We start from the raw sequence: 22901 nt of genomic DNA, 5'->3' as shown, positions 1-22901 counted from the left end.
TTGACGGCCCGGCACCGCCGACTAGTCTTGTGCACAGCTGTTCACCGAACACTTGTGCACTGAAATCCGAAGGGTGCTGCCGACGCAGGCGGGACCGCCGGGATCAGCACGAACCCGCGCCACCGGACAGCCCGGACCCGGCGCACCCGCACGCCGCCTTCCGCACCCGAACTCCACGGCTCACACCATGACCGCCAGCGCCACCTCCTCCCCCCTGCTCACCGATCGGCCCTCGAGCCGCCGAGGACGCCGCGGCGGTCTCGCCGAACGGATGCTGGGCACGCGGGTCGCCGACGCGCTCGCCGGGCCGCACGACGTCGACCACTACCTCGAGCTGCTGCGCCCCGACTGGGCGGTCCGCCGGATCCGGGGGGAGATCGTCGCCGTGCGGCACCAGAACGACGACAGCGTGACGCTGACGCTGCGCCCGACGGGGACGTGGCCGGGCTTCCGGGCCGGCCAGCACGTCGAGATCACGGTCGAGGTCGACGGCGTCCGGCACCGCCGGTCGTACTCGCCGTCCGGGTCCGCCCACCCGCGGACGCGCGACATCGAGCTGACCGTCCGTCGGCATCCCGAGGGCGTCGTCTCCCGGCACCTGAAGGAGCACGCCGAGGTCGGGATGTTCGTCGGGCTCTCCGCACCGCGCGGAGACGACTTCGTGCTCCCGGAGGTCCGCCCGCGCCGGATCGTCCTGATCAGCGGCGGCAGCGGCGTGACCCCGGTGCTGTCGATGCTCCGCACGCTCACCGACGAGGGCCACGCGGGCGAGATCACGTTCCTGCACTACGCCCGGTCGGCCGAGGACCTGCTCTACGCGCGGGACCTCGAGGCGATCGCCGCCGACCACCCGAACGTGACGCTGCTGCGCACGTTCACCCGGGACGGTGGCGGCGAGCTCGAGGGCCGCTTCGGTCCCGAGCACCTGCGCCGCGCGCTCCCGGTCGACGAGGACGCCGCCGCGTTCGTCTGCGGACCCGGTGCCCTGGTCGAGGCGACCCGTGCGCTGTGGGAGGACCAGGGCCTGATCACGCCGCTCCGGTTCGAGCACTTCGCACCCCCGGTGCTGCCGGACCTCGATCCGGACCAGCTCGGCACGGTCACGTTCGCGGGCAGCGGGGTGTCGTCCGAGGCCGACGGCTCGACGCTGCTCGAGCAGGCCGAGGCCGCCGGGCTGTCGCCCGTCAACGGCTGCCGGATGGGCATCTGCCTGACCTGCAAGTGCACGCTGAACGCGGGCCAGGTCCGCGACACGCTGAGCGGCGCGATCGGCGGCGTCCCCGGCGAGGAGATCCGCATCTGCGTCTCCGCCCCCGTCGGCGACGTGTCGGTCGACCTCTAGTCCCGGCCCGCGCCCCGCGACCGCACCGCCCGCCCGCGCCACCCGCGACCGCACCCCCTTCCCGCGATCCCGCGCCACCCCGCGACCGCCGCCCACCTTCCGCCCCATCTCCTGAGGAGCCCTCCATGAGCACCCCGACCGCCACCCCCACCCAGCACGCCGACGACGACTTCAAGGCCGTCCCCAAGTCGGACCGCCCGCTGTCGCCGAAGGCCCCGGACCGCGAGTCGCGGTCGGCCACGGTCGACGGCACCGCGTCCGGCGTCGCCGGCACCACCGCGTCCCCGGCCTCCGGCGCGAGCGTCGGCCGCGGCCACTCCCGCGGCACCTCGTCGACCGACGTCGCGGTCGCCGAGCCGGGCTCCGCGACGTCGGCCATCCCGGGCCCGCTGCACGCCGTCCCGCACATGAGCCAGGACATGCTCGACGCGTTCGGCCGCGAGATGGAGGCCATCCGCAAGAAGCACATGGACGACCTGGGCGAGCGCGACGCGACCTACATCCGGTCGATCATCAAGGCGCAGCGGCGGCTCGAGCTCGGCGGTCGCGCGCTGCTGGAGTTCGCGTGGTTCCCGCCGTTCTGGGTCGGCGGCGTCGCGGCGCTGTCGGCGTCGAAGATCCTCGACAACATGGAGATCGGCCACAACGTCATGCACGGTCAGTACGACTGGATGCAGGACGAGGAGCTGAACGGCCGCACCTTCGAGTGGGACACCGCCTGTCCGGCGGACCAGTGGCGCCACAGCCACAACTACATGCACCACACCCACACGAACATCGTGGGCAAGGACCGCGACATCGGCTACGGGATCCTGCGCATGAGCGAGGACCAGCCGTGGGAGCCCTACTACCTGGGGAACCTCGGCTACGTCTCGGCCCTCGCGCTCCTGTTCGAGTACGGCGTGGCCGTGCACGACCTCGAGACCGAGGAGCTCCGCGCCGGCACCTGGGACCTGCGCGAGCGCCTGCCGATGCTCAAGGCGATCTGGGGCAAGGTCCGCGGCCAGGTGCTGAAGGACTACGTGCTGTTCCCGCTGCTCGCCGGCCCCGGCGCGCCGGCGACCCTGAGCGCCAACGTCACGGCGAACATCGTCCGCAACCTGTGGACGTTCTCGATCATCTTCTGCGGCCACTTCCCCGACGGCGTCGAGGAGTTCACCGCGGAGGAGACCGCCGACGAGACGCGCGGCGGCTGGTACGTCCGGCAGCTGCTCGGTTCGGCCAACCTCAGCGGCGGCAAGCTGTTCCACATCATGTCCGGCAACCTGAGCTTCCAGATCGAGCACCACCTGTTCCCGGACATCCCGGCGCACCGCTACGCCGAGATCTCGGTGGACGTCAAGGAGGCCTGCGAGCGCTACGGCCTCGACTACCACTCGGGCCCGCTGCCGTACCAGCTGTTCACGGTCTTCCGCAAGATCGCGCGCCTCTCGGTGCCGACCGCCGGGGAGTTCGACCAGTACGTGCAGAGCGGGCGCGCGGGACGCGTCACGAAGGTCGCCACGACCGTCGCCCGCGGCGCCGGGGCCGGCGCCCGCGCGGCGGCGGACGGGGCGAAGGTCGTCGCCGGCGCCGCCGTCTCCGCGGCCCGCGCCCGCGGAGCCGCGACGGCCTGAGGGCGCGGGCGACCGGCGGTTCCTACCGCCGGTCGCGAGTGCGCCCACCCACACCCCCGGCCGCCGTCCTCCCGGTACGCTGCACGCATGCCCGGACCGCTCGAGACCCGCAAGGACCTGGTCCAGGAGGCCGTCGAATCCGGGGCCACGCACGTGGGCCGGATCGCCACGATCGTGACCGGCGCGGTGCGTGACGTCGCCCGCGAGATCGGCTCGTTCGCGACCGACGTGTTCGAGATGCGCGAGGCCTCCCGCCGCGCGCTGAGGGAGCACGAGGCGGAGGAGGCCGAGCGCGCCGCCCGCGAGGCCGCGGCGCGCGAGGACGACGAGGACGGCGCCGAGGTCGACGTCCCGCGGCCCTAGGCCGCACCGTCGTCCGGGCGGGACGGCCGTCCCGCCCCGTACCGTTCCGCGTCGTGCCGGCGACCACCGCCTCCCCGACGCAGCGCCTCCGCATCGGCTGGACCGACCACGCGCTCGAGCGGTTCTGCGAGCGCGCCGGGGTCCCGCAGCGATCGCGCCCCGAGCTCGAGGCGCAGCTGCGACGACTCGTCGCCCGGGACGGGAGCGTCGTCCACGACCGCCCGCGGTGGGCGGACTCCCGCAACGACGCCGACCTCTTCGTGCAGGTCGGGGGCTGGCTGCTCGTCGTGCTGATGCGCGACGACCGGGGCGGCGAGCACGACTTCACGGCCGTCACCGTCCTCGGCCGCGAGGGCTGGGCCGACTGGCCCGCCGCGCACGAGCGCGGACTGACCCGCGTCCGGCCGCCGCGCTGGGCCCGCCCGTCCTTGGCGGTCCGGGTCGCGCGGTGGCTGGGACGCCGGCGGCGCGCCGGCTGAGGACCGGCAGGGGGGTGGTGCGGTCCACCCCGCGGGGTCCTGTTCCGGGCGCCGGGGCGACGACAGGGTGGATCCACCCCGTCGTCCCCGAAGTCCGGAACCGCCGTGCGCCCCGCCACCCCCCGCTCCAGCCCGCCCGTCCGCCGCGTCCCGTCGCGTCCGCCGGCGCTCGCCTGGCTGATCCCCGCCGCCGCCGGGCTCGCGATCGCGCTCTCCACCACCGGCTGCGTCGGGCCGGCCGACCTGGCCGACGCGGGGAAGGACCAGGAGGCCGCCGACGCCTACGTCCGGGGCACCGAGACCATGTGCCTGCGGCTGCTGGAGGCGGTCCCCGACGCCGAGGAGACCGAGGAGCAGTCGCGATCCGAGGGGAAGACGGAGGCGGAGTTCGTCGCCGACACCCGCGACGGGATGGTCGACGGCCTCGACGCGGTCGAGCGCAGCGCCCGCGACATGTACGCGCTCACGGCACCGGAGCGGTGGTCCGACTACCAACGCCGCGTCGAGCGGAACCGGTCCGGGCTCGACCGCGTCCTGCGCGACTCGCGCGCGGCGGTCCTCGCGCTCTCGTCGTACGACGACGTCATCGGCCTCGAGTCGACCCTCGTCGGCACGGGCCTCAGCGGCCCGGACCGCGTCCCGTCCCCGGTCGAGTACCTCCCCCGGGACCTCCTCGACCGGACCCCGAGCTGTCGTCGCGTCCAGGAGCTCACCGCGGAGGCCGAGCGGGCCGCCGCCCCCGGGGGACCGTCCGACGCCTCCGCGGACCCGGACCGGTCGCCGACCCTGGCGCTGCTCGCCGCGTGACACCCGGTCCCGTCCGTCACCGGTCACCAACCGGACCCCCGGCATCGCGGCATATCCTGGGGCGATGTTCCCGCGAGAGGTCCACGCCGCCGGCGGCGTCATCGTCCGGGACGGCCGCGTCGCCGTCGTCCACCGGCCGTACCGGAAGGACTGGTCGCTCCCGAAGGGCAAGCTCGAGGCGGGCGAGTCGTTCTCCGTCGCCGCGATCCGCGAGATCCAGGAGGAGACCGGGTTCGACGTCGTCCTGGGCGACGAGCTCACCGAGGTGCGGTACGAGGACCACAAGGGCCGGCCGAAGCTCGTCCGCTACTGGCTCATGTCGATCACCGGCGGCGAGTTCACGGCGAACGACGAGGTCGACGAGCTGCGCTGGCTCGCCCCCAACGACGCGATCGCCCTCCTGACCTACGAGAACGACCACGACGTGATCCGCGAGGCCGCGGAGCGCATCATCATCGTCTGACCGGGGCGCGGGCAGCGGGCGCCTGCGGCAGGGGTGTCCCGACCCACCCCTAGGGGCTCTGGGATCCGGTCGGCCGCGGCGGGAGAGTGGCGACATCGACCACGGGCCCGCCGGATGCGGCGCCCGACGCCGGAGATCCCCGTGTCCAGCTTCCCCTCCACCGACGACCGCGGCGACCGCCGCCACGCCTCGCCGTACCTCCACGTCACGGTGCGCCCGGAGGCCCGCCCCGCCCGCCGTGCCCCGGCCGCCGGCCTGATGACGTGGGGCGGTGCGATCGCCGTGGTGTCCTCCGGCTTCGCGGTCGTCCTCGGCGTGCTCGTCGGTCGGATCGACGGCGCCCGGGCGGACGTGGCGCTCGGCGGCTCGATGGGCGACGACCGCTCGCAGGCTCTCGTCACCGCCGCGCAGCTCTCGGCGCTCGGCGTCGTCGTCGGACTGGTGCTCGTCGTCGCCGGCGGCGTGATCCGGCTGGCCCCGCGACTGCGCTGAGTCCCGGTCAGCCGCGGGGCGCGACGACGACCACGACCCGGTCGTCGGTGAGGAGCTTGCCCTCGAGCATCGCGGCGGTGACGCTGCCGAGGGCCTCCTGGCCGGCGCGGGCGTCGTCGCCGACCAGCGTGGTCGCGCCGACGGTGACGCGGACGCCGAAGCCCTCGGGGCGACCCACGAGGGCCTCCTCGACGGCGTGCGCGAGCTCGCGGGACTCGAAGGCGGCGGTGTGCTCGTCGGACAACCGGCCGGCGCGCAGGATCGCGAAGCGCCCGGCGTCGATCCGGGCGACGGCGTCGCCGTGACGGATGCGGGCGCTCAGCGCGCGCTCGACGGTGCGGCCGAGGCGGCTGCGGCGCTCGAGCTCCTCGGCCTCGTCGCGCGGCAGCGCGTCGTCGAGGTCGACGTCGAGGACGACCAGGACCGCGCGGGCGTCGGCGGTCCCGCGCGGCCGGGTGTACCACCGGTCGACGTGGGCGACGATCGCGTGGCGGCCGAGTCCGGCCGTCGGTTCCCGGGACGTGGGGACGCGTCGCAGGTTGGCGGTGACGGACGAGGAGAAGGACACGGTTCAGCGGAAGACGAGGAGTCTGCTCCCCTCCATTCGGCCCCCTGCGGGCGATCCCGGCGCCCGATCGCCCGGAAACGGACCAACGACCGAGTCGTGTGCGCCGACGCACGCCCGTCCGGTCCGGGCGACAGGCCGTCCCCCGTCGGCACGCGGGCCTTCTGGGACGGGCGTCCGGCCCGCCGGCGCCCGCACCGCCGCGGTCAGCCCGCGAGCGCCTCGCGCACGAGGCCGGACACGCGCTTGCCGTCGGCGCGCCCCTCGGCCTTCGCGATCACGGCCTGCATCACGCGACCCATGTCCTTCGGGGTGGTGGCGCCGGTCTCCGCGATCGCGTCGGTGACGAGCGTGCGGAGCTCGTCGTCGCCGAGCTCCTGCGGCAGGTAGGCGGAGAGGAGCTCCGCCTCGTAGCGCTCGGGCACCGCGAGCTCCGGGCGGCCGTTCTCCTCGTACGTCGACGCGGACTCCTCGCGCCGCTTGCGCTCGCGCCGGAGCACGGCGATCGCGTCGTCCTTGCCCTCCTTGGCGTCCTTCTGCAGCTCCGAGAGCACGAGGCGCAGCGCGCCGACGCGCTGCTTGTCGCCGCTCTTCATCGCCGCGGTGATGTCGGCCTGGACGCGGTCGGGGATGCTCATGCCCCTACGGTAGTCCGCCGGGGCACCCGGTCCCCGTGCCCCCGGGACCGCCCCGGGCGGTCCGGCGGCGGTTCGAGCCCGGAGGAGCCCCGTCAGTCGTGCGCGCGCCCGCCCGCCGGGTCCCCGCCGCGATGGGCGTAGCGGGGGCCGTCGGCGATCTCGACCGCCGGGACGCCGCCGACGGTGGTGCCCGCGCGGACGTCGCGGGTGACGACGGCGCCGGCCGCGAGGGTCGCGTCGTCCCCGACCGCGACGCCGCCGAGGACGACGACGCCGGTCGCCACGAAGACGCGGTCGCCGACGACGGCGCGGGCCGCGTGGTCGACGCCGTCCATCCCGAACGTGACCTGGTGCATGAGGGTCACGTTCGCCCCGAAGCGGGTCCCGGTGGCGAGCACGATCCCGCGCCCGCCGTGGTGCAGACCGAGTCCCGGACCGGCCTGCACGTCGGCCGGGATCTCGGACCCGATCACGCCGCGGGTCCAGACCACGTCGAGCACGGCGTGGAGGATCCGCGCGGGCAGCCGGCGCCGGCGCCGGGCGTGCGCCCACTCGCCGAGGCGGAAGACGACGAGCGTCGCGCGGCTCCACCACGACGGCGACGCGGCGAAGTCGGCCCGGAGGAGCTCGAGCGGGTGGCGGCCGGTCGCGGGCATCGTGCGCCCGACCCTAGCGACGGACGGTCGCCGCCACGACGCGGCGACGACGGTCGGACGCCGCGCACCCGCCCCGCGGGCGCACCCGTGCCCGGCCCCGTCCCGCTGCGGCGGTCCGCCCGGTCCGCCATCATGTCGGGGACCCCGTGATCGACCTCCACTGCCACATCCTCCCCGGCATCGACGACGGTCCGGACGACCTGGAGGGGTCCCTCGCGATGGCCCGCGAGCACGTCGCCCGCGGGACCTCGGTGGTCGTCGCCACGCCGCACGTCGGCTGGGACTACCCGAACACGCCGGAGGTCATCGTCACGGGGGTCGCGACCGTCAACCGGGCGCTGCAGGCCGAGGGGATCCCCCTCGAGGTCCTGCCGGGCGCCGAGGTCGCGCTGACCCGCGCGGTCGACATGAGCGCCGAGCAGCTCGCCGCCCTGCGGCTCGGCGGTGGCCCGTGGCTGCTGCTCGAGGCCCCGATCTCCGTCGACTCCCCCGGCATCGAGGGGCTCGTCGGGCTGGTGCAGAGCCGCGGGGTCCGCGTCCTCCTCGCCCACCCGGAGCGCTGCGCGTCGTTCCACACCGACCCGGAGCTCCTGTCCCGCCTGGTCGCCGCGGGCTGCCTGGCCCAGGTCACAGCCGGCGCCCTGACCGGCTTCTTCGGGCGCACGGTGGAGGCCGCCGCCCGCCGGTACCTCGACGCGGGCCTCGTGCACGTCGTCGCGTCCGACGCCCACGACGCCACCCACCGCGCCCCGGGCATGGCCGAGCCGATGGAGGCCGCGGGCTACGCGCCGCTCGCGCCGTGGATGGCCACCCACGTGCCCCGAGCCCTGCTCGAGGGCGTCCCCGTCCCCCCGCGCCCGCCGTTCATCGCGGAGAAGCCGAAGAAGAAGCGCTTCTGGCGCTGACGGGCCGGCGCCCCGACGCCGTGCAGCCCGTCCCGAGCCCCGTGCCGCTTGGACGGACGCACGATTCGAGGTCGACATGGTTAACGCTGTATGCGATGGTCCCGGGTCATCACCTCGGGGCCCGCGAGCACGCGAGGCGACGAGGTGCCCGTGCCGACGGCCCCGCAGCGCGGTGGTCCGCGCCACGGGACAGCGAGACGGCGTCGATGACCAGCGAACCCCCCGACCCCACACGTTGCGGCACCCGGCCGCGAGCCCGTCCACGACAGCGCCCGCACGGGCCGGTGCCGACCGACCCCGGGTCGGGCCGCCGGACCGAGGAGGCCCTCGAGCGGCTGCGGGCGACGCTCGTCACGATGGAGGAGCGCCTCGGCATCTACATCGACGAGATCGCGGCGGCGTCCCCGTACGCGGCGTCCCCGTCGGCCGACATCGCACCGCGGCCTGCGCCGACGACCGACGCGCCCTCCCCGACCCCGCCGGCCACCGCACCCGACCCCGCGGACCCCGCCACGATCACCGTCGTGGTCGCGGACGGCAACGACCGCTTCCGTCGCGGGCTCGTCGGCGCGCTGGACGCACGACCGGGGATCCGCGTCGTCGGGGAGGCCGCCGACGGTCGCGCGGCGCTCGACCTGATCCGCGGACTGCACCCGCAGGTGGTGGTGTGCGACCTCCACCTGCCCGGCACCGACGGCGTCGCCCTGGTCCGCGAGATCGCCCGCGCACCGCGGCTGCTCGGCGTCCGGATCGCGGTCCTGGCCGGGCATGACGACGAGCTCGTCACCATGCGCGCGCGGGCCGCGGGCGCGAACACGTCGATCGACCGCTCGATGGGCCGGGCGGAGATCTGCGACGTCGTCGAGGCCCTGGCGACCGGGTAGCGCCGCGCGCGGACGACGGGTCCGCGGCAGGTCCGGCGGACCGGAGCCGGCACGCCGCGGACGACGTCGAGGTGGTGCTGCACGGGTCGTGCCGGTTCCACGCATCGACATGGTTCGCGAACCATGTCGACGCGGACCGACCACGCCCACCGGGCTAGTGGTGCAGGTGCAGGCGCTGCCCGAGCGACAGCCGCGCGACGCCCGTCGATGCCGCCTGCGTCCGGCGGCGCTCGCGGTCGTCGCGGAGGACGAGCGCGAGGTCGGTGAAGACGACCGCGAAGTTGAAACCCAGCCAGAGGACCAGGGCGAGCAGGACGAGCATCATGGTGGGCCTATCGGTTCGGTGGACGGCGAGGTCAGCGATCGGTGACGGGAACGGACGTTTCGCCGATGCGGGGCAACGACAGCGCCGCGGCCGCCCGGCGGGACCCCGCACCCCGGCGGGACCGCTCGACGGCCGGGGCCCCGGAACCGCGAGCGCTCATCGCCGCGATCGCCCAGACGAGGGCGATGTCGAGGGCGATCCAGATGGCCACGACGATGAGCACGATGTCCATGCCGTGGTGTTCGGCGCGAGCGCCCCGGAGCCATATCGGCATGGACGGATGATGGGCCCGTGCGGGCGTCCACGGCCCGTCGTCACGATCCCGGCACGCGACCGGTGCACGCCCTGCGCAGGGCGTGCGTCGCCCGTCACCCCTTCGGCGTGCAGACCACCGACGTCACGAACGCCTGCGCCACGCCCGAGGTGTTGACGCCCGAGGACACCCAGGCATCGGTACCCGCTCCGCCGTCGCCCGTCGCGGCCGCCCCGACGGCCGCGCCGCCCGCGTCGCGCTGCGCGACCCCGCCGAGGCTGCCCTGGACCGTGCCGACCGCGGCCGCGGCGGTGAACGCGGCGCCGCCCCCCGTCGCGCGCTCCGACGCCGTGCAGGCCGCCCAGCTCGTGACGAACGCACCCGGCGCGACCGAGACCTCGCGGGTCCGCGTGATCGCGCCCGACAGTCCGCCCGCTGCACCCTTGGATCCGGTGGCGCCGGTCTTCCCCGGCGCCCCCGTCTTCCCCGTGGCGCCGGTCTTCCCCGTCTTCCCCGTCCGGCCGGTGTACCCGCGCGGACCCGTCCCTCCGGCCTTCCCGGCCGACGGGAGCTGCCCGCGCTTGAAGTCGCGGCTGAGCAGCGATCCGTTGCGGACCTTGGCCGACGTGACGGCGTTCGACTTCAGCTGCTTGTTCCCGACCGACTTCGACGGGAGCTTCACGGCCGCGTAGCTCGTGCCGCCGAGGGCGACGAACAGCGCGGCGACGCTCAGCGCGGTCGCGGGTGACGGCCGGCGGAGCCGTCGGCGGCGGGGCGTGGTCTCTTCGACGGGGGACATGCCCCGAAGGGTGACACCGTCCGCGGTCGGGCCGCGCCGGAACCGTCCCCCTACGGCGCCGAGGTGCCCTCGCGGCCGTACTGGTCCTCCAGCCGGACGACGTCGTCGAGCTCCGGGGTGGAGACCTCGAAGAACGCGGCGTCCTCGATCGCCTCGACCGTGTGGATCGTCCCCGGCGTGTTCCGCCAGGTGGTCCCGGCCTCGATGATCGTCTCGGTCAGGGCGTCGCGGTCGGTGCCCTGCCAGAGCTTCATCCGCCCCTTGATCAGGTGCGACGTCTCGTCCTTGTTGTCGTGGTACTGCAGCGAGAGCCGGTGGCCCGCCGTCACGTGGATGATCTTCCCCGCGTAGCGCTCGGTGTGCGCGAACCAGATCTCGTGCCCCCAGGGCTTCTCGATCCGCTTCGGGAGGTCCGGCGCGAGGCCGAGGTTGGTGTCGTCGGTCGTGGCCATCGTGCTCATGTCCCTTCACCGGCCGGGGGGAGCCAGGAATCGTCGGTTCCCGAAGATTCCCGAACGGATGTCCGGTCCGCCTTCGATCGATGCCCCATTCGCTGCCGCCCCGACCGTCCCTGCCGGCGGGGTGGGGCGATCCGGTGGGTCCGCCCGGTGCCGGTCCGCGATGGGGCGCGACTCCGGTATCGGCCGACCGTGGGTGATCGACGGAGCGGTGTCGCACCCGCTCACCCCGTCGTGCGGGACGAGCGGGTGCGCCCGCCTACCGGAACCGCAGCAGACGGATGTTCTTGCGCTTGATCGTCTTCTGCCCCGGCGCCGTGAACTTCACCTCGACGCGGACCTTCACGTCGCTGCGCGTCCGGATCCTCTTCAGCGCGAAGTACTCCTTGCCGTAGCGCGAGAGGTCGACCGGGACCTTGACCGTTCCGCCCTTCGGGTGGGTGATCGCGCCGCTGGCCAGCGTCCGTCCGTTCTTCTCGTACCGGCGGATCGCGACCGTGTACCGCCCCGCCGGCAGGCCGGACACGACGACGCGGGTCTTCCGGCCGTCGCGCAGGTGGCGGCCGAGACGCGGCTTCAGCAGCAGGCCGCGCGCGGCGTTCGCCAGCCGCAGCGTCGGGTCGAAGAACGGCGAGCTCGACGGGCTCACCGGCGCCGGCTGCGTCGGGAGCGGGGTCGTCGCCGGCAGCGGATCGGCCGGCGGCGGGACCGGGGTGCGGCCGAGCGCGTCGGCGACGAGCTCGTCGACCCCGGCGCGCGTCGCGTCCTGCGAGTACACGTGCCGGATCGCCGTCGAGCCGCCCGCAGGGATGTCGCGCACGAACCGGACCACGAACTGCCCGTCGCCGAGGAACCGCCCGTCGGTCGGCGCCGCGTCGAACGTGTAGGCCCCCTCGGGCCCGGCGCCATCCGCGTCGGCCCTCGCGGAGACGCGCTCGCCCGCCGCCCGGGACGTTGCACGGTCGCTGCTGATGGGGGCGTACTGCGGGGCGTGGAGATAGATCGTCGCCGGGCCGGCGGGGGCGGCCGCGATCGGATCGCCGGCCGCCGGCTCGACGAACGACTCGCCGGAGGTCCACGGGATGCGGAAGGTCGCCGGCACCGTCTGCTCGACGCCGCCGGAGCCCGGGACGCTGCTCGCCGGGATCGTCCCCTCGCCGTACCGGACCTCGATGCTGTGTGCCGCCCCGTCGGTGGACTCGAAGGTGTCCCGGAAGGTCGTCTGCCGGCCGTCGTGGTCCTGGACGGTCGTCCGGCGGATGGTGACGCCGGTCGTCGCGGCGTCGCGGGCGCGCAGCCGCGTGGCCTCGGCGAACAGCACCGGTGCGGACTCCACGGTCGTCATGTCGCCGGTCGTCGTGTCGACGCTGTGGGAGACGACCGAGGCCGATTCGTCCCCGTCGACGGGGGCCGGGGCCGCCGGGCGGCCGTCGACGACGAGCGGCGCGTCCTCGATGTCGATGGCCGAGGCCGCACGCGCCACGCCGCGCCCGGCGAGCCCGCCGAAGGTCCCGATGGTGCCGGTTCCGAAGAAGACGGCGCGGTAGTCGGTGTCGTCGACGACGTACGATTGGATCATCCCGCCGGCGCCGGAGACGAACGGGAAGGCGAGCCCCGCGTAGAACGCGAGACCGCGCCCCTGTCCCCGGTAGGTGACCGAGACGCCCGGAGGACTGCCGGGCAGATCGTCCGAGTCGACGTGGACCCCGCCGAGCACGCGCGGCCCGGTGAACGCCGCCTGCTGGGCGGGGGTCAGCCCGTCGCGGTACGGCAGGCCGGCCGGGATCGCGAGAACCCTGCAGGTGTAGGGCGGAAGCCCGTCGGTGGTCGCGGAGAACGCCCCGTCCTCGATCGTGACCGGCTTCCCCTTGAGCGGGGTGAGTTGTGACTCCCCGTAGACCGTGATCGCGCAGACGAGATCGACCTCGTCCCCGTCGGCGGCACCGGGCGCGATGCCGGTCACGCGGGTCGACCCCGTGCCGACGCCCGAGCCGCCGAGGACGCTGCTTGCATCGGCACCTTCGAACACCGTGCCGTCCGCCGGCGTGAGGACGGTGGTCCGCTCGACGTCGGCGGACGCGACGGCTGGTACCGCGAAGACCGCGGCGAGCACCGCGGTCGAGGCGAGGATGCGGCCGCTCGTGCGGCGCTTCGGGACGTGACTCATGGGGCGTTCTCCGGGGGACGTGGAGGGGGTGGCTTCATGCCGACCCGGGAGGGCCGACATCGTTCGAACCTACGCCCGCCCCGGGTCGGTGAACACCCGCGCCGGGGTGATTGACCGGGGTGATTCGGGCTGGCCCGCACTCGGGCCGGCCCGGGATCACGTTCCCGTCGCAGACGGACGCGAACGTGCCGTCGGGCTGCGCGCACCCGCAGACCCCGGCGGGGACTCGGCCGGCGCCCCTCCCGCCGGGGCCCGCGCGGCCGCACGCCCCGCCGGCGCCCGCCCTCGACCGGAGTCCACCCGCCGGGGCCCCGCCTACCGGAACTGCACCACACGGATCTTCTTCCGCCGCACGGTCTTCTGGCCCGGCGCCGTGTAGGCCACCTCGACGCGGACCTTGACCCGGGTCTCCCCCGCCCGGACCTTCCACGCGAAGTACCGCGACCCGTAGCGCGATCGGTCGACCGGGACCTTGACCGTGCCGGTCGACGTCCGGGTCACCGCGCCGCTCGCCAGGGTCCGCCCGTTCTTGACGTACCGGCGGATCGCCACGGTGTACCGCCCGGCGGGTGCGCGCGACAGAACGACGCTGCTCTTCCGGCCGTCGCGGACGCGCCGGGCCTGCCGCGGCTTCAGCAGCAGCCCGCGTGCGGCGAGCGAGAGACGCTCGATCGGGTCGATGGTCGACGCCGGGACGACCGGCGCGGGCTGCGTCGGCAAGGGCGCGGTGCCCGGCAGCGGCGCGGCCGGCGCCGTGGTATCAGGCGCCGTGCGGACCCGGCCGAGCGCGTCGTCGATGAGCTGCTCGAGCCCCTCCTGCGTCGGGTCCTGCGAGTACACGTGGCGGATCGCGGTCGAGCCGTCGGCGGGGACGTCGCGGACGAACCGGATCACGAAGCTCGAGGGCGACAGGAACCGGCCGTCGCTGGGCGCGGCGTCGAACGTGAACGCGCCCTCGGGGCCTCCCGGGGTCGCCGCGCGCGTGGAGGCGCGGCCGCCGGCCCCCGAGGTCGAACGTCCGCCGGCCTTCGACGCGGCACGCGACGACGTGCGGGGTCGCACCGGCACCCCGAACTGCGGGGCGTGCGTGTAGATCGTGGCCGGTCCGGCCGGCGCCGCGGGGATGACGTCGCCGTTCACCGTCCCCACGTAGGCGTCGCCGGACGACCACGGCACGCGGAACGTCGCCGGGGCCGTCTGCACGAGCGGCAGCGGACTCGAGACCGTCGAGGGCGCCACGCCCTCGCTGTACCGCACCTCGATGCGGTGGGCCGCGCCGTCGGTGGACTCCAACGTGTCGCGGTAGGTGATCTGCCGGCCGTCGTGGTCCTGGGTCAGGCTCCGGCGCAGCCGGAGCCCGGCCGTCGCCGGAGCACCGTTGAAGCTGCCGCTGGTCAGGACGATCGGGGCGGTCTCGACGATCGTCAGGTCGCCGGTGGCCGGGTCGACCTCGTGCGAGACCACCGCGCTGTACTCGCCGGTGTCGGAGAAGATGAACGGCACGGCGGGGCGGCCGTCGACGACGACGCCCGCGTCCGGGAGGTCGATGACGGGCGGCGCGTCGCGGGCGCTCGCGCGGGCCCGGGCGGCCGGCCCGCCGGGCGCCTGCGCGGCGAACCCCCCGAGCAGTCCCGAACCGAAGAACACTGCGCGGAGGTTCTGGTTCTCGGCGGTCCACGACCCCCGGAGCCCGCCGATGCCACCGAACTGCCCGTCGATCGGCGAGGACGTGCCGGCGCTGATGTACTGCGCCGCGCCTCGCGCCTGGCCCCGGGTACCCGTGAAGAGGTTCGGGACGTCGCTCCCGGGGACGAGTCCGAAGGCCTGGTACTGCCCGCCCAGGACCGCCGGCCCGGTGTAGGCCGCCTGCTGCGCCGGGGTCAGTGACGCATCGTTCGCCACCCCCTCGTCGGTCGGGATCGCCCGCAGCACGCAGGGCAGCTGCGGGACGACGACGTCCGACGACGAGAAGCGCCCGTCGGTGATCGTCACCGCCCGGCCGGTGAGCTCGACGACCTGCGACAGGCCGTAGAACGTGGCGTCGCAGAAGATGTCGACCGTGTCGCCGTCCGCGGCGCCTGGAGCTGTGCCGCTCACGGTGGTCGTCAGCGACCCCGAGCTGCCGCCCGGCGTGACGACGGAGGCCCCTTCGAGGACCGCGCCCGGCGCGGGCGAGGTGATGCGCGTCGTGTCGACGTCGGCCGACGCGACGGCGGGGACGGCGAAGATCGCGGCGAGCGCCGCCGCGGGGACGAACAGGCGCGCGCGTGGACGCGGGCCGAGGGACTGCTTCATGGTGGGACCTTCTGGGCCGGGGGACGTGGCGTCCCGAACCTACGCCCGGCCGGCACCCCCGCACAGACGTGACGGGGTGATTCATCGGGGTGATTCGCGCACGATCGTGTTCGTCCTGGACCCAGGTGCTGACAGCGGCCAGCGGCCGCTGTACGCTCGCGTACGGTGGCTTCCTCCGACGAACAACCAGGCCGGGGACCGAGCCTCGGACTCCCGCTCCCCGACACCGGCCCGCCCGTCGGGCCGGCGACGTCGACCCGGCAGCAGGGCGGCGACGCACCGCGCCGACGGACCCTCGTCCGGCCCCGCGCCGTCGGCGGGCCCGGCCACGCCCAGATCGGGATCAGCGAGCGGACGCGGCAACGGCTCAGCACCCGGCGCCGGCTCCTCGGCGGGGCGGACGTCATGGCGTTCGCCGCGGCGACCGAGCTGCTGCTGCTCTCCCGTGGCCACGACTTCATGGGCGCCGCGATGATCATCGCCGTCGTGGGGTGCGCGACGTTCGTGCTCGCGGCCAAGCTCCTGCGGCTCTACGACGGCGACGCCAAGCGGCTCCTGCCCTCGACGCTCGACGAGGTGCCGCGGCTGCTCGTCGCGATCGGAGCCGCGAGCCTCGTCCCGATGTTCGTCGTGGCGTGCGGAGCGGGTGGCGTCCACGTCTCGCAGTGGGACGTCCTCCTGCTCTGGGCCTCGGGCCTCTTCGCGGCCACGCTCGGGCGCGTGTCGGCCCGTGCGATGAGCCGCGCCACCTCACCCCCCGAGCGCGTCGCGATCCTGGGCGACGACCCCCTCGCCGAGGTCCTCCTCGAGTCGTTCGACAAGCGCCCCCGGGACGTCGTGGTCGTCGAGCTCCCCGGGGCCCTCGACTCCGGCCTCGCCGAGGACGTCGTGGCGCACTGCCTCTCGGCGTCGATCGAGCGCGTCGTCCTGATCTCGGACGCCGTCCACAGCGACCTCGCCCTGAACCTCATGCGCCACCTCCGGAAGGAGGGCATCGGCGTCTCGATCGTCCCGCGCGTGGCGGAGGAGACCGGCGCGCGCGTCGTCGTCGAGCACGTCGACGGCGTCGGCGTCATGGGCATCCCGCAGATCGATCGCTCCCGCTCCACGATGGCGCTGAAGCGCACCTTCGACCTCGCCATCGCGATCCCGCTGATCCTCATCACCCTCCCGGTGATGACGGTCTTCGCGCTGGCCGTGGTGCTGACGTCGAAGGGGCCCGCGCTGTACCGGCAGGAGCGCGTGGGCCGGCTCGGCGTGCACTTCGCGATGCTGAAGTTCCGCACGATGCACGACGGCGCGCACGAGGCCAGGGCCGCGTTGCAGCACCTGAACACCCACGCGGACACCCGGCTCTTCAAGCTCGACGACGATCCGCGCGTCACCACGGTGGGACGCTTCCTGCGCTCCACGTCGCTGGACGAGCTCCCCCAGCTCTTCAACGTGCTCCGCGGGAGCATGAGCATCGTCGGACCGCGGCCGCTCCTGCCGGAGGAGGACGGGCACGTCACCGGCTTCCGGCGCCGCCGCCTGGACCTCGCACCGGGACTGACCGGCCCGTGGCAGGTGCTGCAGGCCCACCGGGTGCCGTTCGACGCGATGGTGAAGATCGACTACCTGTACGTCCTCGAGTGGTCGCCGTGGACGGACGTGAAGATCATCCTGCGGACCCTGCCGGTGGTGCTCGGCGGGCGCTCGCGCTGACCGTCCGGAACGCCGCACGTGTGAAGCGCGTGTGTCTCAGTTGTTGCGCGATCCCGCCGTGGGCGTGGCAGATCGCCGTCTCGGTTCCTCGGCTTCTGGCCGAATGATGGTCTCACGACGCCGTATGCGGACGAACGTCTGGACGCTCCAGTCCGCCTATCGTTGAGGTATCAATCGTGAATCACGTGGACGGCCGATGCCCGAGCCATGGGTTCCGCTCCCCCGCGTTCACCACGCCTCCTGCTCGCGCACGCCTTGCTCGTGCTGCTCCTCGTCGTCGCCGCCACCGGCGGGGTCACGTCCGCCTCGGCGGCCTTCCGCGCACCGGCGGAGGGCGCACCCGCCGCGACCAGGGACCTGCGCGTCGCGAGCACCGCCGCGCGGGGGCGACAGGCGACGCTCCGTGCCCGCGCAGCGGCGAAGCAGCGCGCCGCGGCGAAGCGGAAGGCCGCCGCCAGGAAGAAGGCGGCGGCGAAGAGGCGCGCCGCCGCCCGGCGGAAGGCCGCGGCCGCGAAGCGACGCAAGGCGCTCGAGGCCGCGCGGCGGGCCGTCGCCGCGTCGCCGGTGGCCGTCGTCGCACCGCCGGCGACGCAGCTGCCGACCGCCTCGACCCCCGCTCCCACCGCCCCGGCGGTGACGAGCCCCGTCGTGGACGCGGGCCCCGCGGCGGACCTGCCCGCGGCGTCGGACCGCGCGCCGTCGATCTCGTGGGGGATGAACCCCGCGGCCGAGCTCGAGGACTTCCGCTTCGACGCCGCAGACGATCCGGGGCTCTCCGCGATCGCCGGAGTCGGGACGCAGACGCTGCGCGTCGCGGCCGCCTGGCGCCTGGCCGACGAGTCGGGAGCTGCGTCCCGTGGCGAGGCGGGAGCGTCCTGGGACTGGTCGTGGATGGACTCGATCGCCCGCGGGGCCGCCCGTCACGGCATGCGCTGGGAGCCGTTCCTCTGCTACCCGCCGCCGAGCCTGAGCCGCGACGAGACCGTCGTCTGCGGCGGCCCGCCGAAGACGTCCGCCCCGTACGTCCGCTTCGCGACGGCCTTCATCGACCGCTACGGATCGGGCGGCACGTTCTGGCGCGCGAACCCGGGACTCCCGAACCTCCCCGTCTCCACGATGGAGATCTGGAACGAGCCGAACCTGACGACCGCGTGGCCCGAGGCGCCCGGCGGCCTCGGCGCCCCGGAGGAGTACGCGGACCTCTACCGCGCCGTCCGCACCGCGGTGCGGTCCCGGCCCGCCGGCGCGTCCGTGACCGTCGAGTTCGCGGCGCTGGCCCCGATCCCCCTGTCGCTCGAGGGACCCGGCCAGTACGACTGGGACACCTTCCTCCGGCGCGGCGTCGCGCGCCTGGCAGGCAGCCCCGTCGACGCGTTCGGCTGGCACCCCTACATCTCCGGGATCAACGCCGACGACCCGACGAAGCACGTGTACGACCTCGTGCGCGCGTTCCGCACCACGCTGCGGCAGCTCGGCCGGGGGTCGGTCCCGATGATCGTCAACGAGGTCGGCGTCGCGGCGAACTACGGGTGGATGGACCCGTCCGTCATGCCCGAGGGGAGCGTCGTGCTCACCGAGCTCCAGCGCGCCGCGTTCTACGCCCAGGTGATCCCGGTCCTCGCGGCCTCGAACTGCGGCATCACCTCGATCTCGCCGCTTATGTTCTCGAGCGACAAGGAGATCTGGAACGTCCCTGCCGCCGGCGGGGATCCGATGGACCTCGCGCGCTACGTGGCGACGATCTTCTCGCTCGCCGACCCGCAGGGGAACCTGCGCCTGTCGGGCGTCGCCTACAAGCTCGCGGTCGCCCAGGTCCAGGCCGGCCTCGTCAAGGCGAACTCGGTCCGCGTCTGCGGCTGAGCGCGCCGCGGGCCGGTGGGCGTGCCGCCCACCCGCCCGCGGGTCCTCAGACCCGCTTGCGCCGGAAGACGCCCGCGACGACCACGCCGCCGGCGCCGAGGAGCAGCACGATCAGGGCGATCGGCGTGGCGACGTCGGAGTCACCGGACGCGGCGTTCTGGACGACCGCCGCCTTCGTGTCGGCCGAGATCGTCGTGTCGCCCTCGTTGGCCGTGCCGCCGGTGATCAGCGCCGCCAGGCGCTGCCGGCCCGCGGCGGTGTCGACGTTGTCGACGATGCCGACGCCCTTGATGCCGCGGTACTCGTCGAGGTGCGGACGCTTGTCGTCCGACCGCTCGGCGTACACCGTCGGGATCGGCACCGCCCCGAAGCCGCCGGCCAGGCCCTTGAGGAACTCGACCTGCTCGGGAGAGACGTTGTCCCCGCGCGACAGGACGACCGCCGTCACCGGCTTCGGCGTCACGCCCGGGAACAGCGTCTTGAAGATCGTGGCCGTCGGGTCGCCCGTCTTCGCCAGGCGGGTCGCCGCGGCGGTGCCGACCGCCTTCGGGCCGGCGGTCGAGAGCTGCGTCTTCGCGTAGGTGCTCGCGATGAGCGCCTTGATGCGGGCGTCGGTCGTCTCGAACGCGTCGAACGGGATCCCGGCCTCGTCGAGCGCCCGGCGGACGTCGGCGCGCACGGCGCGGTCCCCCGTGCCGAACGACACGAACTGGACCTGCTTCAGCGCCGCGGCGTTCGCGGCCGACGTGGCGGCGCCGCCGGAGTACTGGCTCCCGGCCGCGGTCTGCGCTGAGGCGGACCCCGTCACCCCGAGGCCGCCGACGGCCGCGGTGACGGCGACGGCGGCAAGGCGGGACCGGAGCCCGCGAAGGCTCGACGAAGATGAGTGTGAACGTACTTCCTGATGCGAGCGCATACCGTCCTCCATGTCGGTACAAGGTACACGGGTTGTCAAGGTTCGCCAACACTTCGACGACCTGCATCGCTCTGCCCGGGCCCGCGGGGGCCGCGCCGGTCGACGAGGAGCGTCGCCGACAGGAGGAGCGCGGCGGCCGTGACGGCCCCCATCTGCCACGTCCAGTCGATCGCGCAGGATGCGAGGAAGGCGGCCAGGGCGCCCGCCACGCCGGCCGACTGCGCCCGCGGGAGCGCGCTCGGCCGTCGTCGCGCAACCACCGCGCCCCAGCCGATCGCACCGACGAACGCGAGCAGGATCGCGAGCCCCACCACCCCGGTGTCGGCGAGCGACTCCAGGAACAGCGAGTGCGCGTTCGCCACCGGCTGCGGCGTGCGTCGCTCCCGCAGCCAGCGGCGTGGGAAGGCCCCGACCCCGTCGCCCCACACCGGGGAGCTCCCGAACTCGCGGAGCGCGACGCGGTAGAGGTCCGACCGGCTGCCGCTCGCCGAGCCGAGCCGCGAGAGCCCCGACTCGTCGCTCGGCGTCGCCTCGAGGAACGCCTTGCGCTGCGTCTCGACGAAGCTGCGGGCGCCCGACGCGCGGTTCGCCGCCGGCCCGTCGAGCCGGCTCGCACCGACGAGGAGCCCGGCGAGGACGAGGACCACGGCACCGAGGACGACCACCGGGGTCCAGCGGGATCCGCGACGACGGCCGCGCTCGCGTTCGCGGCGCCGGACCTCCTCGATCCGCAGCAGGAACGCCAGCGCCCCGATCGCGGCAGCCGCGGCCACGACGCCGAGCCCGACGAGCTCCGCGAAGAGCGTGGGACCGACGTCCGCGAGGGCCGGCCGGGCCATCGGGTCGTCGACCACCGAGGGGCGCGAGCTCGCCAGCGCGATCGCGGCGCCGGACGGCAGGGCGCAGGCCACGGCGACGGCCGCGGCGTGCAGGGGGCGTCGCGCCAGCGCGACGAGCACCACGGCCCCGATCACGAGCGCGAGCACGCTCCCGCGGGAGACCGTCAGGAGGATCCCGGTGCTGACGAGCGGGACGGTCGCCGCCGCGAGCCCCCGGACGACCACGTGCGTCCGCCGGTCGGCCGCCAGCGCCACCGCGAGGATCGCCGCCATCACCGAGAGCGCCCCCTGGGCGTTCCAGTACGACACGGGCCATCCGAGGCGGTAGCCCCCGACGTCGTCCATCAGCGGTGCGAGGTCCAGGTCCGGGAGCAGGCGCGACATCACGCCGAGCACCGCGACGACCGTGAGCGCGACCCACACGGCGACGATCATCCCGCGGGCCCCGTGCCCCCGACCGAGCGCGACGATCCCGAACACGAGGACGCCGGCGTAGGCGATCTGCCGCTGGAACCCCTGCACCGCGAGCGCGGAGTCCGGCGACCACGACGACGACAGGCCGACCCACCCGCCGAGCACGAGCATCGCGACGAGCGCGACGCCCGCGCGCCGGGTCAGGCGCGGGACGGCCCGGCGACCGGCCACCAGCAGCGCGGCACCCACGAGCGCCCCGATGCCCATCGCGAGGTACTGCGCCGGGAAGTACCCGCCGCCTGCGAGGGCCGTGGCGAGCACCAGGGCCACCGCCCCGGCCCAGCCGGCGGCGTCGAACGCGACGTCCCACGGGGAGCGACCCGCGGGTGGGCGGGCCGGGGGCGAGGACGGTGTGCCTGGTGTGGGCGACGGTGCTGGAACTGCTGTGGACGGAGTCCGCACGTCGCCATCCTGCCAGTCTTCACAGCGGAGGACGACCGTGGCGGACGACGGTCCGGTCGTCTACGGTGTCGCGATGCCGACCTGGAGCCCACGGACGCGCGAGCTGGCCGCGCCGGCCGGCGTGGTGCTCGTCCTGCTCCTCGTCGCCGCCGCGCTCGTCCCGTCGCTCCGCGACGAGCGTCGGCTCGACCACGCGCAGGATCTCCTGCGGACGGCCCCGGGCAGGGCGCTCGTCGCGTCCGAGGACGCCGAGAGCGGGACCACCCGCTCGCGGGTGGAGGCGCTGCGGGTCACGGCGCTCGTGCGGCTCGGCGACCTGCGGGGGGCCGAGCGGCTCGCCCGGGCCGTCCTCCGCCGCGATCCGTCGGACGTCCTGACGCTCCGGCGGCTCTACCAGGTGCAGCTCCTGCGCAAGCGCACCGGCGCCGCCGCGAGGACGAAGCGCGAGCTCCGCCGCCTGGACCCGAAGTACGCCGACGGCACCGGCGTCTGAGCCGACGGGCCGGGATGCGGCCCGGCGAGCGTGCCCGGCGACGTGAGGACCGCGTCGGCGGCCCGTGGTTCAATGGTCGCCGTGGCTCGACGCACCGACTCGCAGGACGGCGCCCCCCGGGCCCGACGAGGGCGCCTCCGGGGCTTCCGCCGCCGGGCGGGGGACGCGACCGGGACCCCGGCGCTCGCCCCGGGAGACGGCGAGCAGCCTCCCGCTCCGGCGCCCGACGCGTCGTCCGGCGACGCGCCGGCGGACTGGCTCCCGACGACCGACACCCCGTCGTCCTCCCCCGCCTCGTGGGCGGTCCCCGGCGGTGCGGGGAGGAGCGACGTCGGAGGAGCGGCACCGGACCGGTGGGTCCCGGACGGCCACCAGCTCGCCGCGTCGCCCGGCGAGGGCGCGCCCGACCGCTGGCTCCCGACGGGGTCCGCCGCCGGCACGCCGGTCGACGCCGACGGTGGCGCCCCGGCCCGCTGGGTGCCGACCGAGCCGCAGGACGCCATGCCCGTCGACGCCGACGTCGGCGAGCCGGAGCGCTGGATGCCCGCCGGGGACGCACCGGCCCCGGACGCCGGTGCCGGCGCGGCGGCACGCGACGCCCGCCCGGAGGACGAGGCCACGACCGGGTCTGCCGGCCCGGTGCCCGCCGAGGCCCCCGGCCACGACGGTGCGTGGGACGACACGCCCGCGGGCACCACCGCCGCAT

23 protein-coding genes and 1 pseudogene are annotated in these 22901 nt (G+C 75.0%); 13 read left to right on the top strand and 11 right to left on the bottom strand.

Annotated features, from left to right (window positions below; all coding sequences use genetic code 11):
- The first annotated feature begins 271 nt into the window (after window positions 1–271).
- From PATMI_RS0113230 to PATMI_RS0113200, 7 genes are all read left to right on the top strand, one after another.
- Window positions 272–1342 (top strand): ferredoxin reductase, encoded by a 1071-nt coding sequence (locus PATMI_RS0113230; RefSeq protein WP_051471577.1) that lies wholly within the window; start codon window positions 272–274, stop codon window positions 1340–1342.
- 407 nt (window positions 1343–1749) lie between these two features.
- The gene (locus PATMI_RS29875) at window positions 1750–2958 is read left to right on the top strand and encodes a fatty acid desaturase family protein (protein WP_342673050.1); all 1209 of its coding nucleotides are present in this window, start codon (window positions 1750–1752) and stop codon (window positions 2956–2958) included.
- 87 nt (window positions 2959–3045) lie between these two features.
- On the top strand, window positions 3046–3321 hold the full coding sequence (locus PATMI_RS0113220; RefSeq protein ID WP_026911234.1) for a hypothetical protein: 276 nt from the start codon (window positions 3046–3048) through the stop codon (window positions 3319–3321).
- A 53-nt stretch (window positions 3322–3374) separates the two neighbouring features.
- Window positions 3375–3800 (top strand): hypothetical protein, encoded by a 426-nt coding sequence (locus tag PATMI_RS0113215; RefSeq protein WP_026911233.1) that lies wholly within the window; start codon window positions 3375–3377, stop codon window positions 3798–3800.
- A gap of 105 nt (window positions 3801–3905) precedes the next feature.
- The gene (locus PATMI_RS0113210) at window positions 3906–4607 is read left to right on the top strand and encodes a hypothetical protein (protein ID WP_026911232.1); all 702 of its coding nucleotides are present in this window, start codon (window positions 3906–3908) and stop codon (window positions 4605–4607) included.
- A gap of 64 nt (window positions 4608–4671) precedes the next feature.
- Window positions 4672–5070, top strand: a complete 399-nt coding sequence (locus PATMI_RS29870) for an NUDIX hydrolase (protein WP_036725807.1) — start codon at window positions 4672–4674, stop codon at window positions 5068–5070.
- A 141-nt stretch (window positions 5071–5211) separates the two neighbouring features.
- Complete coding sequence (locus tag PATMI_RS0113200) at window positions 5212–5562, top strand: hypothetical protein (RefSeq protein WP_157260758.1); 351 nt, start codon at window positions 5212–5214, stop codon at window positions 5560–5562.
- A 7-nt stretch (window positions 5563–5569) separates the two neighbouring features.
- Here the strand turns inward: PATMI_RS0113200 and PATMI_RS0113195 are convergent, their stop codons facing one another.
- From PATMI_RS0113195 to PATMI_RS29865, 3 genes are all read right to left on the bottom strand, one after another.
- Entirely contained in the window at window positions 5570–6130 is a 561-nt protein-coding gene (locus PATMI_RS0113195; protein WP_026911230.1) for a nucleotidyl cyclase domain-containing protein, read from the bottom strand.
- Between the two features lie 203 nt (window positions 6131–6333).
- Window positions 6334–6765 (bottom strand): GatB/YqeY domain-containing protein, encoded by a 432-nt coding sequence (locus PATMI_RS0113190; protein ID WP_026911229.1) that lies wholly within the window; start codon window positions 6763–6765, stop codon window positions 6334–6336.
- A 92-nt stretch (window positions 6766–6857) separates the two neighbouring features.
- The gene (locus PATMI_RS29865) at window positions 6858–7421 is read right to left on the bottom strand and encodes an LbetaH domain-containing protein (RefSeq protein WP_051471575.1); all 564 of its coding nucleotides are present in this window, start codon (window positions 7419–7421) and stop codon (window positions 6858–6860) included.
- 146 nt (window positions 7422–7567) lie between these two features.
- Between PATMI_RS29865 and PATMI_RS29860 the strand changes: the two genes are divergently transcribed.
- Together PATMI_RS29860 and PATMI_RS34590 are read left to right on the top strand one after the other, a co-directional pair.
- On the top strand, window positions 7568–8326 hold the full coding sequence (locus PATMI_RS29860) for a tyrosine-protein phosphatase (protein WP_051471573.1): 759 nt from the start codon (window positions 7568–7570) through the stop codon (window positions 8324–8326).
- 284 nt (window positions 8327–8610) lie between these two features.
- Window positions 8611–9210 (top strand): response regulator, encoded by a 600-nt coding sequence (locus PATMI_RS34590; protein WP_051471571.1) that lies wholly within the window; start codon window positions 8611–8613, stop codon window positions 9208–9210.
- A 154-nt stretch (window positions 9211–9364) separates the two neighbouring features.
- Here the strand turns inward: PATMI_RS34590 and PATMI_RS36720 are convergent, their stop codons facing one another.
- From PATMI_RS36720 to PATMI_RS0113145, 6 genes are all read right to left on the bottom strand, one after another.
- Window positions 9365–9535 (bottom strand): hypothetical protein, encoded by a 171-nt coding sequence (locus PATMI_RS36720; RefSeq protein ID WP_157260757.1) that lies wholly within the window; start codon window positions 9533–9535, stop codon window positions 9365–9367.
- Between the two features lie 31 nt (window positions 9536–9566).
- The gene (locus tag PATMI_RS0113165) at window positions 9567–9809 is read right to left on the bottom strand and encodes a hypothetical protein (protein ID WP_026911228.1); all 243 of its coding nucleotides are present in this window, start codon (window positions 9807–9809) and stop codon (window positions 9567–9569) included.
- A 94-nt stretch (window positions 9810–9903) separates the two neighbouring features.
- Window positions 9904–10587 carry a collagen-like protein gene (locus PATMI_RS36715; RefSeq protein WP_026911227.1) on the bottom strand — a complete coding sequence of 228 codons (684 nt, stop codon included), beginning with the start codon at window positions 10585–10587 and terminating at the stop codon, window positions 9904–9906.
- 50 nt (window positions 10588–10637) lie between these two features.
- On the bottom strand, window positions 10638–11039 hold the full coding sequence (locus tag PATMI_RS0113155; protein ID WP_051472363.1) for a cupin domain-containing protein: 402 nt from the start codon (window positions 11037–11039) through the stop codon (window positions 10638–10640).
- A gap of 265 nt (window positions 11040–11304) precedes the next feature.
- On the bottom strand, window positions 11305–13212 hold the full coding sequence (locus PATMI_RS0113150) for a hypothetical protein (RefSeq protein ID WP_026911225.1): 1908 nt from the start codon (window positions 13210–13212) through the stop codon (window positions 11305–11307).
- A 315-nt stretch (window positions 13213–13527) separates the two neighbouring features.
- The gene (locus PATMI_RS0113145) at window positions 13528–15507 is read right to left on the bottom strand and encodes a hypothetical protein (RefSeq protein ID WP_026911224.1); all 1980 of its coding nucleotides are present in this window, start codon (window positions 15505–15507) and stop codon (window positions 13528–13530) included.
- Between the two features lie 165 nt (window positions 15508–15672).
- Between PATMI_RS0113145 and PATMI_RS34585 the strand changes: the two genes are divergently transcribed.
- Together PATMI_RS34585 and PATMI_RS34580 are read left to right on the top strand one after the other, a co-directional pair.
- Complete coding sequence (locus PATMI_RS34585; protein WP_051471569.1) at window positions 15673–17211, top strand: exopolysaccharide biosynthesis polyprenyl glycosylphosphotransferase; 1539 nt, start codon at window positions 15673–15675, stop codon at window positions 17209–17211.
- 207 nt (window positions 17212–17418) lie between these two features.
- Window positions 17419–19071 (top strand): hypothetical protein, encoded by a 1653-nt coding sequence (locus PATMI_RS34580; protein ID WP_157260756.1) that lies wholly within the window; start codon window positions 17419–17421, stop codon window positions 19069–19071.
- A 46-nt stretch (window positions 19072–19117) separates the two neighbouring features.
- Here the strand turns inward: PATMI_RS34580 and PATMI_RS0113130 are convergent, their stop codons facing one another.
- Entirely contained in the window at window positions 19118–19879 is a 762-nt protein-coding gene (locus tag PATMI_RS0113130; protein WP_026911223.1) for a hypothetical protein, read from the bottom strand.
- Between the two features lie 143 nt (window positions 19880–20022).
- A complete protein-coding gene (locus tag PATMI_RS0113125) occupies window positions 20023–21570 on the bottom strand; it encodes an O-antigen ligase family protein (protein ID WP_026911222.1) in 1548 nt (515 codons plus the stop codon).
- A gap of 205 nt (window positions 21571–21775) precedes the next feature.
- Between PATMI_RS0113125 and PATMI_RS0113120 the strand changes: the two genes are divergently transcribed.
- Window positions 21776–22195: a tetratricopeptide repeat protein gene (locus tag PATMI_RS0113120; RefSeq protein ID WP_157260755.1), complete on the top strand. Its 420-nt coding sequence runs from the start codon at window positions 21776–21778 to the stop codon at window positions 22193–22195.
- Between the two features lie 81 nt (window positions 22196–22276).
- Window positions 22277–22901: pseudogene (locus PATMI_RS37490) on the top strand (hypothetical protein); the annotation flags it as partial.

The organism is Patulibacter minatonensis DSM 18081, assembly GCF_000519325.1.
In the GTDB taxonomy this organism is placed as follows: Bacteria; Actinomycetota; Thermoleophilia; order Solirubrobacterales; family Solirubrobacteraceae; genus Patulibacter; species Patulibacter minatonensis.
Note: the sequence above shows the minus strand (reverse complement) of the source record. Positions and strands in the feature narration are given on the sequence as shown.

What these genes read in the sequence shown, in the direction of transcription:
- PATMI_RS0113230 (WP_051471577.1), top strand. Translation starts at nt 272, where the DNA reads ATGCTGGGCACGCGGGTCGCCGACGCGCTCGCCGGGCCGCACGACGTC.
- PATMI_RS29875 (WP_342673050.1), top strand. Translation starts at nt 1,750, where the DNA reads ATGAGCCAGGACATGCTCGACGCGTTCGGCCGCGAGATGGAGGCCATC.
- PATMI_RS0113220 (WP_026911234.1), top strand. Translation starts at nt 3,046, where the DNA reads ATGCCCGGACCGCTCGAGACCCGCAAGGACCTGGTCCAGGAGGCCGTC.
- PATMI_RS29870 (WP_036725807.1), top strand. Translation starts at nt 4,672, where the DNA reads ATGTTCCCGCGAGAGGTCCACGCCGCCGGCGGCGTCATCGTCCGGGAC.
- PATMI_RS0113190 (WP_026911229.1), bottom strand. Translation starts at nt 6,765, where the DNA reads ATGAGCATCCCCGACCGCGTCCAGGCCGACATCACCGCGGCGATGAAG.
- PATMI_RS29865 (WP_051471575.1), bottom strand. Translation starts at nt 7,421, where the DNA reads ATGCCCGCGACCGGCCGCCACCCGCTCGAGCTCCTCCGGGCCGACTTC.
- PATMI_RS36720 (WP_157260757.1), bottom strand. Translation starts at nt 9,535, where the DNA reads ATGATGCTCGTCCTGCTCGCCCTGGTCCTCTGGCTGGGTTTCAACTTC.
- PATMI_RS0113165 (WP_026911228.1), bottom strand. Translation starts at nt 9,809, where the DNA reads ATGCCGATATGGCTCCGGGGCGCTCGCGCCGAACACCACGGCATGGAC.
- PATMI_RS36715 (WP_026911227.1), bottom strand. Translation starts at nt 10,587, where the DNA reads ATGTCCCCCGTCGAAGAGACCACGCCCCGCCGCCGACGGCTCCGCCGG.
- PATMI_RS0113155 (WP_051472363.1), bottom strand. Translation starts at nt 11,039, where the DNA reads ATGGCCACGACCGACGACACCAACCTCGGCCTCGCGCCGGACCTCCCG.
- PATMI_RS0113150 (WP_026911225.1), bottom strand. Translation starts at nt 13,212, where the DNA reads ATGAGTCACGTCCCGAAGCGCCGCACGAGCGGCCGCATCCTCGCCTCG.
- PATMI_RS0113145 (WP_026911224.1), bottom strand. Translation starts at nt 15,507, where the DNA reads ATGAAGCAGTCCCTCGGCCCGCGTCCACGCGCGCGCCTGTTCGTCCCC.
- PATMI_RS34580 (WP_157260756.1), top strand. Translation starts at nt 17,419, where the DNA reads ATGGGTTCCGCTCCCCCGCGTTCACCACGCCTCCTGCTCGCGCACGCC.
- PATMI_RS0113120 (WP_157260755.1), top strand. Translation starts at nt 21,776, where the DNA reads ATGCCGACCTGGAGCCCACGGACGCGCGAGCTGGCCGCGCCGGCCGGC.